The organism is Streptomyces sp. NPDC006207, assembly GCF_040613835.1.
GTDB lineage: Bacteria > Actinomycetota > Actinomycetes > Streptomycetales > Streptomycetaceae > Actinacidiphila.
On record NZ_JBEXSX010000020.1, the window covers coordinates 97,622 to 111,907 of the forward strand.

Consider the following 14,286-nt stretch of genomic DNA (forward strand, 5'->3'; position numbering starts at 1 on the left):
GTAGGACGTGCTCAGTAGGACTTGGGCAGACCCAGCGTGTGGTGCGAGACGTAGTTGAGAATCATCTCCCGGCTGACCGGCGCGATGCGACCCACGCGCGACGCCGTGAGGAGGGAGGCCAGCCCGTACTCGGCCGTCAGCCCGTTGCCGCCGAGGGTGTGCACGGCCTGGTCGACGGCCTTCGCGCCCGCCTCGGCCGCCGCGTACTTCGCCATGTTGGCGGCCTCGCCGGCCGCCATGTCGTCCCCGGCGTCGTACAGGAACGCGGCCTTCTGCATCATCAGCCGGGCCAGTTCCAGCTCGATGTGGGCCTGTGCCAGCGGGTGGGCGATGGCCTGGTGAGAGCCGATGGGGGCCTTCCACACCTGCCGGGTGCGGGCGTAGTCCACGGCGGCGTCGAGCGCGAAGCGGCCCATGCCGATCGAGAAGGCGGCCGTCATGACGCGTTCGGGGTTGAGGCCCGCGAACAGCTGCAGCAGCCCCGCGTCCTCGTCGCCCACCAGGGCGTCGGCGGGCAGCCGCACGTCGTCCAGGTAGATGTGGAACTGCTTCTCGGGCGCCGACAGCTCCATGTCGATCGGCCGGAACTCGAAGCCCGGCGTCTCGCGCTCCACGACGAACAGGCACGGCTTCAGCTTTCCCGTACGGGCGTCCTCGGTGCGGCCCACGATGAGCGTCGCGTCGGCGATGTCGACACCGGAGACGAAGACCTTGCGGCCCGTGAGCAGCCAGTCCGAACCGTCCCGGCGGGCCGTGGTCGTCAGGCGGTGCGAGTTGGAACCGGCGTCCGGCTCGGTGATGCCGAACGCCATCCGGAGGGAGCCGTCCGCGAGCCCGGGCAGCCACCGGCGCTGCTGCTCCCCGGTGCCGAAGCGGGCGATAACGGTGCCGCAGATCGCGGGGGAGACGATGAGCAGCAGCAAGGGGCAGCCCGCGGCGCCCAGTTCCTCCAGCACGATGGAGAGCTCGGCCAGGCCGCCGCCCCCGCCGCCGTGCTCCTCCGGCAGGTTGACGCCGAGATAGCCGAGCGCGCCGGCCTCCTGCCACAGCTTGTCGGTGTGCCGCCCCTCGCGGACGGCGTCGAGGAAGTACGAACGCCCGTACCGGCGGCCCAGGTCGGAGACGGCCTTGCGCAGCGCGCGCCGTTCCCCGCTCTCCAGCAGGACGTTGTCGAAGGTGCCGGTCGGTCCGTGCACAGCGGGCGTACCGCTCATGGGGAATCCTCTTCCTGAACGACGGCGAGTACGGCTCCGACGTCGACCTGGCGGCCGGCCTCGGCGTGCAGTGCGGTGAGCACACCGTCCGCCGGGGCGGCGACGCGGTGCTCCATCTTCATGGCCTCCAGCCACAGCAGGGGCTGCCCCGCGGCCACCTTGTCGCCGACGGCGACGTCCGCGACGCGGACGACCGTCCCCGGCATCGGGGCCAGCAGCGAGCCGGGCGCGAGCTGGGCCTGCGGGTCGGGGAAGCGGGGGAGCGCGGTGAAGCGGTGGGCGCCCGACGGGCCGTCGACGCACACCTCGTCCCCGTAGACCGCCACCTCGAAGGCCCGGCGCACCCCGGCGACCTCCAGCACCACGCGTGCCGGCCCGTGCTCCAGCAGGCGCACGTCCGGGTGGCCCTCGGCCGCGAGGCCGCCGCGGCCGAGCCGGTAGCGGACCTCGTACTCCGTGCCACCCGGCTCGCCGCGGTAGGTCTTGGACTGCGGCGCCGACCGCACGTTGCGCCAGCCGCCCAGCGGGTGGCGTCCCGAGGCGTCGGCGAGCGCGGCGGCCAGGGCCGACAGCCGTAGCGCGGCCCCGTCCTGCTCCGGCGCCGGGCCGAGCCGGTCGAGGAAGGCCGTCGACAGCCGCCCCGCGGCGAAGTCCGGGTCGCGCAGCACCCGTACGAGCAGGTCGCGGTTGGTCACCAGGCCGTGCACGCGGGCCCGCTCCAGGGCGTGCGCGAGCAGCCGCAGCGCCTGCGGGCGGGTGGGGGCGTGGGCGACGACCTTGGCGAGCATCGCGTCGTAGTGCACGCCGATCCGGTCGCCGTCGCCGAAGCCCGCGTCCACCCGCAGGCCCGGCGCCTCCGGCACCAGGAAGCGGTGCAGGACGCCGGTCTGCGGCTGCCAGTCGCGGGCCGGGTCCTCCGCGTACAGCCGGGCCTCGACCGCGTGCCCGGAGGGCGCCGGGGGAGCGGCCGGGAGCCGCCCGCCCTCGGCGACGTCCAGCTGGAGCGCGACGAGGTCCACGCCGAAGACGCACTCGGTCACCGGGTGCTCCACCTGGAGACGGGTGTTCATCTCCAGGAAGTACGGCCGGCCGTCCGCCGACACCAGGAACTCCACCGTCCCCGCGCCGACGTAGCCGATGGCCCGCGCCGCCGCCTCCGCCGCCTCGTGCAGCGTCCGGCGCAGCGCGTCCGGGATACCGGGCGCCGGGGTCTCCTCGACCACCTTCTGGTGGCGGCGCTGCACCGAGCAGTCGCGCTCGCCCAGCGTCCACACGGTGCCGTGCGTGTCCGCCAGCACCTGCACCTCGATGTGCCGGCCGTCCTCGACGTACGGCTCCAGGAACACCTCGCCGTCCCCGAAGGCGGACAGCGCCTCCGCACGGGCGGCGGCCAGCTCCCGCTCCAGGTCGGCCGCCTCGCGGACGACGCGCATGCCGCGTCCGCCGCCGCCCGCCGCCGCCTTGACCAGCACGGGCAGGTCGCCTGGACCGGCCTCCAGCACCGGGACGCCGGCCTCGGCCATCAGGTGCTTGGCCCGGGTCTTGGAACCCATCGCCTCGATGGCCTCCGGCGTCGGCCCGATCCAGGTCAGGCCCGCCGCGATGACGGACCGGGCGAACTCGGCGTTCTCCGACAGGAACCCGTAGCCCGGGTGGACGGCGTCCGCGCCTGCGGCGAGGGCGGCCTTCACGATGAGGTCGCCGCGCAGATAGGTGTCGGCGGGCGCGTCGCCCGGCAGCCGCACGGCGGCGTCCGCCTCCCGTACGTGCAGGGCGGTCGCGTCCGCGTCCGAGTGGACGGCGACCGTGGCGATGCCCAGGTCCCGGCAGGTACGGAAGACACGGCGGGCGATCTCGCCGCGGTTGGCCACCAGCACTGATGCGATCACGGTCAGGTGCTCCTCACATCCGGAAGACGCCGAAGCCGCCACGGGCGCCCTCGACCGGTGCGCTGTGGACCGCCGACAGGCACACGCCGAGCACCGTGCGGGTGTCGCGCGGGTCGATCACCCCGTCGTCGTACAGCCGCCCCGACAGGAACATCGGCAGGGACTCGGACTCGATCTGCTGCTCCACCATCGCCCGCAGCCCGGCGTCGGCCTCCTCGTCGAAGGGCAGGCCCCGGGCGGCCGCGGACTGCCGCGCCACGATGGACAGCACTCCCGCGAGCTGCGCCGGCCCCATCACGGCCGACTTGGCGCTGGGCCAGGCGAACAGGAAGCGCGGGTCGTACGCCCGGCCGCACATGCCGTAGTGCCCGGCGCCGTAACTCGCGCCCATCAGGACGGAGATGTGCGGGACCTTCGAGTTGGACACCGCGTTGATCATCATGGCGCCGTGTTTGATGATGCCGCCCTGCTCGTACTCGCGGCCCACCATGTAGCCGGTGGTGTTGTGCAGGAACAGCAGCGGGATGTCGCGCTGGTTGGCGAGCTGGATGAACTGCGCGGCCTTCTGCGACTCGGCGCTGAAGAGCACGCCCTGCGCGTTGGCGAGGATCCCGACGGGATAGCCGTGCACCCGCGCCCAGCCGGTCACCAGGCTCGGCCCGTACAGCGGCTTGAACTCGTCGAACTCCGAGCCGTCCACGACCCGCGCGATGACCTCGCGAGGGTCGAAGGGGGTCTTCAGGTCGGCGGGGACGATGTCCAGCAGCCCGTCCTCGTCGTACAGCGGCGGGTCGTAGGCGGCGGCCGGGGCGGGGCCCTGCTTGCGCCAGTTGAGCCGGGCCACCACCCTGCGGGCGGTGCGCAGGGCGTCGGGCTCGTCCAGCGCGAAGTAGTCCGCGAGGCCGGAGGTACGGGCGTGCATGTCCGCCCCGCCCAGCGACTCGTCGTCGCTCTCCTCGCCGGTGGCCATCTTCACCAGCGGCGGGCCGCCGAGGAACACCTTGGAGCGCTCCTTGACCATGATCACGTGGTCGGACATCCCGGGGACGTACGCGCCGCCGGCCGTGGAGTTGCCGAACACGACGGCGACGGTGGGGATGCCGGCCGCCGACAGCCGGGTCAGGTCCCGGAAGAGCGCGCCGCCCGGGATGAAGATCTCCTTCTGGCTGGGCAGGTCGGCGCCGCCCGACTCCACGAGGTTGACCAGCGGCAGCCGGTTGGAGAGCGCGATCTCGTTGGCCCGCAGGGCCTTCTTCAGGGTCCACGGGTTGCTCGCCCCGCCGCGCACCGTGGGGTCGTTGGCGGTGATCACGCACTCGGTGCCCTCGATCACGCCGATCCCGGTCACCAGCGACGCGCCGACCGGGTAGTCGCTGCCCCAGGCCGCGAGCGGCGACAGCTCCAGGAACGGGCAGTCCTGGTCCAGCAGCAGCTCCACCCGCTCCCTGGCGGTCAGCTTCCCCCGCGACCGGTGCCGGTCCACGTACTTGGGGCCGCCGCCCGCGAGCGCCTTCTCGTGCTCGGCCTCCAGTTCGGCGAGGCGTTCGAGCATGGTCGTACGGTTCTCGGCGTTCACGCCGTTCCTCCCTCACGCGGCTCGCGGCCCCGCCCGGGCGGTCCCGCGAAGGCCTGGGCGATGTCCAGCCAGCGGTCGGCGTCCTCGCCCTCGGCACGTACGGCCAGGTCGGCGCGGTGCCGGCGGCGGGTCGCCAGCAGGCACAGGTCGAGCGCCGGGCCCGTGACGCGCTGCGCCGCGTCCTTCGGGCCGTACGCCCACAGCGTGCCGTCGGGGGCCGACAGCTCGACCCGGAACTCCTCAGCGGGCGGGGTCAGCCCGTTGACGAAGTACGCGTAGTCGCGGGCCCGTACGGCGATCCGCGCCACGTGCCGCAGCCGCCCGGTCGGCGGACGGCGGACACCGAGGGCGTCCGCGACGTCCTCGCCGTGCGCCCAGCTCTCCATGAGCCGGGCCGAGGCCATGGACGCGGCGCTCATCGGCGGCCCGAACCACGGGAAGCGCGTCCCGGGCGGCTGCGCCCGCAGCGCGGCCTGCAGCTCCGCCCGCCCCGAGCGCCAGCGCGCCAGTAACTCGGCGGGCGGCAGCGCCGCGCCCTCCTCGGCTCCGGCGTCGACGAAGGTGTCGACCGCGGCGGCGGCCTTCTCCACCACGGACCCGAAGCCCTCCGGGTCGGTGACCGCCAGCACGGACTGCCGGTCGGTCCAGGCCAGATGGGCGATCTGGTGCGCGATCGTCCACCCCGGAGCGGGCGTCGGTGCCGCCCAGGCGCCCTCCGCGAGCGGGGCGACCAGGGCGTCCAGGCCCTCGCTCTCGTCCCGCAGATCGTCCAGTACGGGTGTGGGGTCGGACAAAGGTCCCCCTGAATGACGCAGCGTCAGCGAAGCCGTGCGCGTCACAGGCTGGCACCGCGGCAGGAAACAATCAAGCGTGCTTGCATGATTTTCCGCCTGGGCCCCGCTGCGGCGGCCACGCTGCTGTCGATGGCGACGTTCTCCGCCGCGGCCTGGGCCCTGGGCCCCGCCCACGGCTGACTCCCGTCGTCAGCGAACCGCCGCGACCAGGCGGCTCAGGGGGGGAAGCACGTCCCGCAGGTCCTCGCCGTCCACCGCGACGGTCGCCGCGGCCCGGGCGTCCGCCGAGGCGTTGAACGCCACGCTCAGCCCGACGGACGCGAACAGCGGCAGGTCGGAGCGGCTGTCGCCGACGGCCCCGCAGGCGCCGGGGGCCAGGGCCAGCCCTCGCGCGTGGGCGAGGGCGAAGTCCCTCTTGCCGTACTCGTCGAAGTGCCGGGCGACCCGGCCCGTGAACCGGCCGCCGGAGGTCTCCAACCGGGGGCCGCTGAACGCGTCGAAGCCGAAGCGCTCGCTCAGGTGGCCGCCGACCGGCGACCAGGCGAGGGTCGCCAGCACGGGCGCCAGTCCGTTCCGCCGGCACCAGGCCACCGTCTCCGTGATGCCCGTGACCAGGGGGAGCCCGTCGAGCCACCCGGCGACCCGTCCCTCGGGCACGCCCGCCCAGCCGGCGGCGTCCAGCTCGGAGACCTGCCGGTTGTCCATGGCGCCCCTGGCGTAGGCGTCCTCGGCCTCGCTCAACTCGTCCCGATGGCCGAGGAAGCCGGCCAGGAAGGCCGACGAGCTCGTGCCGGGCACGAGGGTGCCGTCGACGTCGAAGAACACCGCGCCCGCGCGACCGGAGGGGAACACCGCTCAAGGATGTCATCGGAGCCCACGCCCTTCCCCGGTGGGTCGCGGAGCCGGCCCGGGGCGGCCCGGCCTGCCGGGGGCGGAAAACCGATGACGCCGTGGCCTGCGCTGCCACGCTCGTGGCATGGAAGGTGTCGTGATCCGTCCGGCCCGCCCGCAGGAGCTGCCGTTCCTGGACGCGTTGGTCCTGAGGTCGAAGTCGCACTGGGTGGGCGGTCGCGTGGAGGACGTCCCCGACGTGACGCCGAAGCTCACGGCGGCGGACATCGCCTCCCGGTACGCCACCGTCGCCGAGAAGGACGGCGTGCCCGTCGGCTTCTACACGCTCAACGAGCACGAGGACTACCTGGGGATCGGTCTGCTGTTCGTCGACCGGACGTCCATCGGCACCGGGGTCGGGGGCCTGCTGTGGGGCCATCTGGTGCGGCGGGCGGTCGCGCTGGACGCACGCCTGCTCGGGGTCGGCGCGGAGCCGCGGGCCGAGGGCTTCTACCTGCGGATGGGCATGGTGAGCCGGCACGCGTTCGAGCACAACGGCGAACGCCTGATCTGGATGGTGGGCGAGGTCGCCGCGCTGGCGCGCTGACCGGCCCGCCGCGGTGGGGCCCCTCCGGGGAGGCGCCCCACCGCGCACCGCTTCGTCAGGCGCGCGCGGCCCGCCGGGCCATCAGGGCGTCCCGGCGCTCCTCGAACTTGCGTGCCTGGCTGTCCAGCTCGCCCATGAAGAAGCCCAGTTCCTCCTGTGCCTTCAGGCCCTCGGCGCCGAGCCCCGCGGTCTCCAGCACCTTCAGGTGCCGCAGTACGGGCTGGAGCACGTCGTCGTGGTGGATGCGGAGGTTGTAGATGCCGCCGATGGCGATCCGCGCCGCGGAGCGTTCGAAGCCGGGCATCCCGTGCCCCGGCATCCGGAAGCCGACGACCACGTCACGGATCGCCTGCATCGCCTGGTCCGGCGCCAGTTGCAGCGCCGCCGCCAGCAGGTTGCGGTAGAAGACCATGTGCAGGTTCTCGTCGGTCGCGATGCGCGCCAGCATGCGCTCGCACAGCGGGTCGCCCGACTCGCGGCCCGTGTTGCGGTGCGAGATGCGGGTGGCCAGTTCCTGGAACGCCACGTACGCCACCGAGTGCAGCATGCTGTGCGCGTTGTCGGACTCGAAGCCCTCCGACATGTGCTGCATGCGCAGCCGCTCCAGCTCCACCGGGTCCACGGCACGGGTGGTGAGCAGGTAGTCCCGCATCACTATGGCGTGCCGGCCCTCCTCCGCGGTCCAGCGGTGGACCCAGGTGCCCCAGGCGCCGTCCCGGCCGAAGAGGGTGGCGATCTCGTGGTGGTAGCTGGGGAGGTTGTCCTCCGTGAGGAGGTTGACCACCAGCGATATCCGGCCGATCTCGGTGACCTTGGACTGCTCGGGCGCCCAGGCCTCGCCGCCCATCACACCGTCGTAGTCGCGGCCCTGGCTCCACGGGACGTACTCGTGGGGCATCCACTCCTTGGCCGCCTTCAGATGACGGTTGATCTCGGTCTCGACGACCTCTTCCAAGGCGTACAGCAGCCTGGTGTCACTCCATGCTTCCGAACCGGCACTCTGGGACGGGGCAATGGTCACGCGGGGCTCCTGGCTGTTCGCTGAGAGTGCTTACGGAATCGTAAGTTACGAAACCGTAGGTTAGGTGACACTGAAAAGGCAACCCGCCGTCAGGCGTACAAGTTCCGCAGGCGAACGGACAGGCAGGTCACGCATCCCTCGAGCTTCTCGAACTCACTGATATCCACTGATACGGGCTCATATCCCCTATCACCCAGCAGCTCCGCGCTCCTCGGCGCGCTCGCCGCCATCAGCAGCCGCCCGCCGCCGAGCAGCACCACGTGGGCCCCCGCCTCCTCCGGCACCGGCAGGAAGCGGGGGAAGACCGACGGGTCGTCAACCAGCGGCGGATACCCGATGACCGTGCCGTCGGGCAGCGCCGTCACCGCCGACTTCAGATGCAGCACCTTGGTGACGGGAACGGCGACCACTCGCGCCCCCAGCGGCTCGAACGCGGACCGCAGCTGCCGGACGCCCTCGGCGTTGGTCCGCCCGCCGCGGCCCACGTACACGGTGTCCCCCGTCTTCAGCACGTCCCCGCCGTCCAGCGTGCCCGGCTCGCGGACCCGGTCGACCGAAAGCCCCAGCGCCGCCACCGCCTCCCCGACCCCGGCCGTCTCCGGGCGCCGGGACACGGCACCGGACCGGGCGAGCAGCGCGACGTCGCGGAAGACGACCACCGGGTCCTCCACGAAGACCGCGTCCGGGCAGTCGTCGGCGGCCGGCACCTCCACCGTCTCCCAGCCGTGGGCGCGCAGCGCCGCCACGTACCCCTCCCACTGGCGCGCGGCGAGTCCGGCGTCGACGGGGGAGCGCTCGACGTGCGTCACCAGCCCCTCGGCGAGGCGCGGACCCGGACGGCGGACGAGGGCCATCTTGCTCGGCACGGAAGGTTCCCTCCCTGGGATCGGGGACGGCCGGCGGCCGTCCCGGGCGCCACGCACGGGCCGCAGGGCGCGGGCCGGCGGGGCGATAGCATCGGCAGCCTGATGAGTGCCACTCTTGTCGTCAAGGATCTCGCCGCCGGCCACGGGGACCGCGTCCTCTTCTCCGGCCTCGACCTCGTCGTCGCCCCCGGCGACGTCATCGGCCTGGTCGGTGCCAACGGTGCCGGGAAGTCGACGCTGCTGCGCCTGCTCGCGGGCCTCAGCGCGCCCGAGCAGGGGCAGCTGCGGCTGAGCCCGCCCACCGCGACCGTCGGCCACCTCCCGCAGGAGCCCGAACGCCGCCCGGACGAGACCGTACGGGCCTTCCTGGCCCGGCGCACCGGGGTCGCCGCCGCCCAGGCCGAGCTCGACGCCGCCACGCAGGCCCTGGTCGACGGGGCGCCCGGCGCGGACGACGCCTACAACGACGGCCTGGAGCGCTGGCTCGCCCTCGGCGGCGCGGACCTCGAGGAGCGCGCCGAGGAGGTCACCGACTCGCTCGGGCTGACCGTCGGCCTCGACCTCCCGATGACCGCCCTGTCCGGCGGCCAGGCCGCCCGCGCCGGCCTGGCGTCCCTGCTGCTGAGCCGATACGACGTCTTCCTGCTCGACGAGCCCACCAACGACCTCGACCTCGACGGCCTGGAGCGGCTGGAGGCCTTCGTCAGGGGCCTGAAGGTGGGCACCGTCCTCGTCAGCCACGACCGCGAGTTCCTCACCCGCACCGTGACCAGGGTCGTCGAACTCGACCTCGCCCAGCAGCAGGTCAACACCTACGGCGGCGGCTACGCCGCCTACCTGGAGGAGCGGGAGACCGCCCGCCGTCACGCCCGCGAGGAGTTCGAGGAGTACGCCGACACCAAGGCCGCCCTGGAGTCCCGCGCCCGGATGCAGCGCAACTGGATGGAGCACGGCGTCCGCAACGCCCGCCGGAAGGCGAGCGACAACGACAAGATCGGCCGCAAGCTGCGCTCCGAGTCCACCGAGAAGCAGGCCGCCAAGGCCCGGCAGACCCAGCGCATGATCGAACGCCTCGACGTCGTCGACGAGCCCCGCAAGGAGTGGGAGCTGCGCATGGAGATCGCCGCCGCGCCCCGCGCGGGCGCGGTCGTCGCCACGCTGCGCGGCGCCGAGGTCCACCGCGGCTCCGGGTTCACCCTGGGGCCCGTCGACCTGCAGGTCGACTGGGCCGACCGGGTCGCCATCACCGGCGCCAACGGCTCCGGCAAGTCCACCCTCCTGGCCGCCCTCCTCGGCCGCGTCCCGCTGGACGCCGGCGCCGCCCACCTCGGGCCCGGAGTCGTCGTCGGCGAGGTCGACCAGGCACGCAGGCTCTTCCTCGGCGGCGAGTCGCTGCTCGACGCCTTCTGCGCGGAGGTCCCCGACACGGCCCCCGCCGACGTCCGCACCCTGCTGGCCAAGTTCGGCCTCAAGGCCGCCCACGTGCTGCGCCCCGCCGCCACCCTCTCCCCGGGCGAGCGCACCCGGGCCGCCCTCGCCCTCCTGCAGGGCCGCGGCGTCAACCTCCTCGTCCTCGACGAGCCCACCAACCACCTCGACCTGCCCGCCATCGAGCAGCTCGAGTCCGCCCTCGCCTCCTACGACGGCACCCTGCTGCTGGTCACCCACGACCGCCGCATGCTGGAGGCCGTCCACACCACCCGTCGCATCCGGGTCGACTCCGGGCGGGTCACCGAACACTGACGTCACGCCGCGGTCGTGCCGCGGACCCCCTCCCATGGGAAGATCGGCACCGTGACCGGGGTTGAAAGGACGACCTGTGGTCCGTCCGTGCCCCAAACGAGGAGATCCGAACGTGAGCATCTACGACATCCCGCTGCGCACCCTCACCGGTGAGCCCGCCTCCCTCGCGGACCACCGGGGCAAGGCCCTGCTGATCGTCAACGTGGCCTCCAAGTGCGGTCTGACCCCGCAGTACGAGGGCCTGGAGCGGCTGCAGAAGCGGTATGCCGACCGTGGGTTCACCGTGCTGGGCTTCCCCAGCAACCAGTTCGCGGGCCAGGAGCCGGGCACGGCCGAGGAGATCGCGACCTTCTGCTCCGCGACCTACGGCGTGAGCTTCCCGCTCTACGAGAAGGCCGACGTCAACGGTGAGCAGCGGCACCCGCTGTACGCCGCGCTGACCGAGACCGCCGACGCCGAGGGCCAGGCGGGCGACGTTCAGTGGAACTTCGAGAAGTTCCTCGTCGGCGGCGACGGCCAGGTCGTCGGCCGGTTCCGCCCCCGCACCGAGCCCGAGGCCGACGAGATCGTCGCCGCCATCGAGGCGCAGCTCCCCGCTTGAGCCTGCGCGCGGCACTGACGCGCCTCGCCGTGCCGGCCGTCGTGGCCGGCACGGCGGCCGCGGTCCCGTGGTCGCCGCCCGCGCTGCCGGACCGCATGGCGGACACCGGCGGCGGCACCCAGCTGATCACGGCGGTCGCCGCCTCCCCGGAGGCCACCACTGGGACGCTGACCTGGTGGGACCGCCGCGACGGCCGCTGGGTCGCCGCGGGCTCCGCGGCCGCCCGCTTCGGCGGCGGCGGCCTCGTCGAGGGCGGGACCCGGGTGCAGGACACCTCGACCACCCCGACCGGGCTGTACGACCTCCCGTTCGCGTTCGGCACCAAGGCGCCTCCCCCCGGCACGACGACGCGGTACCTGCCGGTCACCGAGGACTCCTGGTGGTGCCAGGACAACGCCTCGGACTCCTACAACCGCTGGGTCGAACCGCTGCCCGAGGACTGCGCCCCCGAGGAGTCCGAGCACCTCGCCGACTTCGGCCGCCAGTACGCGCACGCCCTCGTCATCGGCTTCAACTACCGCCACCCGGTCCGCGAACGCGGCGCCGGGATCTTCCTCCACGTGAACGGCCGCGCCGCAACGGCGGGTTGCGTCTCGGTCCCGGCCGGCGCCATGCGTCGCATCCTGGCCTGGGCCGACCCCGGCCGTGACCCCCACATCGCGATCGGCACGGAACCGGGCCGCGGCGGGACCGCGGTCACGCGGTACTAGGCCGCGTCGTCACATGCCCTCCGCCAACCTTCGGCCGGGGGTGCCCCCACCCCGCGACGCTCCCCCAGCCGGCACTGGGAGGTACCCCCACCCCACGCTGCGTTGTCGAATCGTCCGAGCAGCCCACTACGAGGACGGCTCTCCGCCTTGTGATGCCCCGCACCTGGGGCACCTCCCAGCGGAGCTGGGGGAGCTCCTTCGACGACACGGCCCAGGCCGGTGCCTGCTCGCCCGCGGCCGATAGGCTGAGGTGGGGGAGGCGAGGGCCCGGAACCCTGCTGGCCTGCGTCTTTTCCCGACGCTGAGATCGTTCCCGTCCCGTGAGGATGCCCGTGCTGCCCCGTGGCCCCGGCCGCCGGCCCGTCGCCCTGCCGACCTGGCTGGCCCATCCGCTGCGCTGGCAGCGAGGGCCGGTGCCCTGGCCCGCCGTGCTGCGCGGGGCGCTGGCGGCCGGGCCCCTGCTCGCGCTGGGGATCGCGCTGGGACGCGTCGAGATCGGGGTGCTGGCCGGACTCGGGGCCCTGTTCGCGGGCTTCAACGACCTTCCCGGCACCCGCAGGACGGGCGTCGTCCACATCGGGCTGCCCGCGCTCGTCGCCGCGCTCGGCGTGCTGGTGGGTGCCGCGACGCAGGACGCCCTGAGCGGGTGGTGGGGGCTGCCGGTGCTCTTCGCGGTGGGCGCGGTGTCGGGCGCGGTCAGCGTGATCGGCCCGGTCTGCTCGCGGGCCGGGATGCAGGGGCTGGCCGCCATGGTGATCGGTATGGGCCTGCCGCTGCCCGGCGGGCCCTGGTACAAGGCGCTGTGGTTCCTCGCCGGGGCGGGCTGCCTGCTCCTGCTGCGGCTCGTGCTGCGGCCGCCGCGCCCGTCCGGCGGGGCGCTGGAGGGCGAGCGCGCCTCGCTGGCCCGGATCTTCGACGCCCTCGCCGACGCTCTCGACGCCGTCGGCGGACCCGGGGCGGAGGCGGCGCGGCGACGGCTCAGCGCCGCCCTGGACCGCGGTGACGAGGCGGTTCGGCTGCGCCGGCTCAGCCGGCGTCTGCTGCGTACCCGCGCACGCCGCGACGAACTGCTGCTCGCCGAGCGCTTCGGCGTGGCCACCGAGCTGACCGACGCCGCCGCGGCCCTGCTCTGGGAGGCCCGCCCCCTGCCGCCCGGGACCGGCGACGGCCCGCGGCGGCTCGCGCGGGCCCTGCGGACCGGAACGCCGCCCGGCCCCCTCCCGGCGCCCGGGCAGGCCACCCCCGCCCGCGCCGCCTTCGACGCGATGCTGCTGCACGCCGCCGTCGTCTTCGCCCGCACGGTCCCGGACACGGACCGGCCCGAGGAGGCCGCGCCGCTCCCCGCCCGCCGCCCGGCGCCGCTGCTGCGCCGCCGCGTCCTCGGCCCCGTGGGCCGTGAGTACGGGCTGAAGGTCGCGGTGTGCGTCACCGCCAGCGCGGCCGTGGCCCTGGCCCTGCGGGCGGACCACTGGTACTGGCTGCCGCTCACGGCGGCGTTCCTGGTGAAGCCGGACATCGGCCCGCTGTTCTCCCGGGTCGTCAACCGCTGCTTCGGCACGGCGCTCGGCGTGCTGGTCTTCGCCGCGGTGGCCGCGGTCCTCGGGGGCGGGATCTGGTGGACCGCGGTCTGCGCCTCGGTGGCGGGCGCGCTGCTGCCGTTCGCGGCCCGCCACTTCGCGCTGCAGACCTCCGCCGTCACGATCATGGTGCTGGCGTTCGTCTGGGCCGGCGGCGACACCCAGGCCGCCCTGTCCCGCCTGCTGGACACCGCGATCGCCTGCGCGATCGTCGTCGTCGTGGGCCACCTCCCGCGGCTCGCCGACCCCACCGCGCGGGTCGGCCACCTGGTGGCCGTCGCACAGCGGCGCACCGGGGACTACCTCGACCACGTCCTGACCGTGCCCGCCGGCGAGCGGCCCGAGGAACGCAGGGTGCTGCGGCGGGCGGCCTACAGCGCCCTGGGCGAGGCCCGCGTCGCCGCCGAGACCCTGGCCGCCGAGCTGCCCTCGCGGCACGGCGGGAACGGCGACTGGTTCCGGGTGGTCGCCGCCTCCGAGCGGATCGTGGACGCGGCCACCGCCTGCGTCGTCCGAATGGAGCAAGGGGCCCCGCGTCCGTCGGCCCGCGAGGGGGCGCAGGTGGCCGCCGCGCTCACGGCGGTCGCCGACACCCTGGACGGCAGGGCCCCCGCCGCGGGCCCTCCGGAGCTCCCGGCGGCCCCCGAGTGCGAGACGCTCGCCGACGTCGTAGCCGAGCTGCACTTCATCCGCGCCATCATGGCGGGCCTGCCCGTGCCCGCGCGGGGCAGGCGCACCACACGGCACCCCGCCGCGACCGCCGCGACCGCCGCGACCGCCGCGGCCGCGGGCCGGGAGCCAGAGGCGGACAATCGTCGCGATCAAGACGGGTGAGGGGCTAAGGTCGGGCCAGTCGG

At 74.2% G+C, this 14,286-nt stretch carries 12 protein-coding genes; 5 read left to right on the forward strand and 7 right to left on the reverse strand.

Features of this window, described 5'->3' with window-relative positions:
* Nucleotides 1-11: 11 nt before the first annotated feature.
* The 5 genes from ABZ312_RS18330 to ABZ312_RS18350 all read right to left on the reverse strand — a co-directional run bounded on the left by ABZ312_RS18330 (nt 12) and on the right by ABZ312_RS18350 (nt 6,325).
* Nucleotides 12-1,214: an acyl-CoA dehydrogenase family protein gene (locus ABZ312_RS18330; RefSeq protein ID WP_500438181.1), complete on the reverse strand. Its 1,203-nt coding sequence runs from the start codon at nt 1,212-1,214 to the stop codon at nt 12-14.
* On the reverse strand, nt 1,211-3,103 hold the full coding sequence (locus ABZ312_RS18335; protein ID WP_500438183.1) for an acetyl/propionyl/methylcrotonyl-CoA carboxylase subunit alpha: 1,893 nt from the start codon (nt 3,101-3,103) through the stop codon (nt 1,211-1,213). The genes ABZ312_RS18330 and ABZ312_RS18335 overlap by 4 nt, the downstream gene beginning before the upstream one ends.
* Before the next feature lie 13 nt (nt 3,104-3,116).
* The gene (locus ABZ312_RS18340) at nt 3,117-4,655 is read right to left on the reverse strand and encodes an acyl-CoA carboxylase subunit beta (RefSeq protein ID WP_500323954.1); all 1,539 of its coding nucleotides are present in this window, start codon (nt 4,653-4,655) and stop codon (nt 3,117-3,119) included.
* A 20-nt stretch (nt 4,656-4,675) separates the two neighbouring features.
* Entirely contained in the window at nt 4,676-5,473 is a 798-nt protein-coding gene (locus tag ABZ312_RS18345; RefSeq protein WP_500438184.1) for a TIGR03084 family metal-binding protein, read from the reverse strand.
* A 189-nt stretch (nt 5,474-5,662) separates the two neighbouring features.
* Entirely contained in the window at nt 5,663-6,325 is a 663-nt protein-coding gene (locus ABZ312_RS18350; RefSeq protein WP_500438186.1) for an HAD family hydrolase, read from the reverse strand.
* A 124-nt stretch (nt 6,326-6,449) separates the two neighbouring features.
* Between ABZ312_RS18350 and ABZ312_RS18355 the strand changes: the two genes are divergently transcribed.
* Nucleotides 6,450-6,911 carry a GNAT family N-acetyltransferase gene (locus ABZ312_RS18355; protein ID WP_500323836.1) on the forward strand — a complete coding sequence of 154 codons (462 nt, stop codon included), beginning with the start codon at nt 6,450-6,452 and terminating at the stop codon, nt 6,909-6,911.
* Nucleotides 6,912-6,966: 55 nt separating this feature from the next.
* Here the strand turns inward: ABZ312_RS18355 and ABZ312_RS18360 are convergent, their stop codons facing one another.
* Together ABZ312_RS18360 and ddaH are read right to left on the reverse strand one after the other, a co-directional pair.
* A complete protein-coding gene (locus tag ABZ312_RS18360) occupies nt 6,967-7,932 on the reverse strand; it encodes an acyl-ACP desaturase (protein WP_500323837.1) in 966 nt (321 codons plus the stop codon).
* Nucleotides 7,933-8,021: 89 nt separating this feature from the next.
* A complete protein-coding gene (ddaH, locus tag ABZ312_RS18365) occupies nt 8,022-8,798 on the reverse strand; it encodes a dimethylargininase (protein ID WP_500323838.1) in 777 nt (258 codons plus the stop codon).
* Nucleotides 8,799-8,900: 102 nt separating this feature from the next.
* On the opposite strand from ddaH, the gene ABZ312_RS18370 reads away from it, so the two are divergent.
* The 4 genes from ABZ312_RS18370 to ABZ312_RS18385 all read left to right on the forward strand — a co-directional run bounded on the left by ABZ312_RS18370 (nt 8,901) and on the right by ABZ312_RS18385 (nt 14,263).
* Entirely contained in the window at nt 8,901-10,541 is a 1,641-nt protein-coding gene (locus tag ABZ312_RS18370; protein ID WP_500438188.1) for an ABC-F family ATP-binding cassette domain-containing protein, read from the forward strand.
* Nucleotides 10,542-10,653: 112 nt separating this feature from the next.
* Nucleotides 10,654-11,142, forward strand: coding sequence for a glutathione peroxidase (locus tag ABZ312_RS18375; RefSeq protein ID WP_499515182.1), 489 nt, complete (start codon nt 10,654-10,656; stop codon nt 11,140-11,142).
* Between the two features lie 29 nt (nt 11,143-11,171).
* On the forward strand, nt 11,172-11,852 hold the full coding sequence (locus tag ABZ312_RS18380; protein ID WP_500323955.1) for a L,D-transpeptidase family protein: 681 nt from the start codon (nt 11,172-11,174) through the stop codon (nt 11,850-11,852).
* 326 nt (nt 11,853-12,178) lie between these two features.
* Nucleotides 12,179-14,263 carry an FUSC family protein gene (locus ABZ312_RS18385; protein ID WP_500438204.1) on the forward strand — a complete coding sequence of 695 codons (2,085 nt, stop codon included), beginning with the start codon at nt 12,179-12,181 and terminating at the stop codon, nt 14,261-14,263.
* The last annotated feature ends 23 nt before the right edge of the window (nt 14,264-14,286 follow it).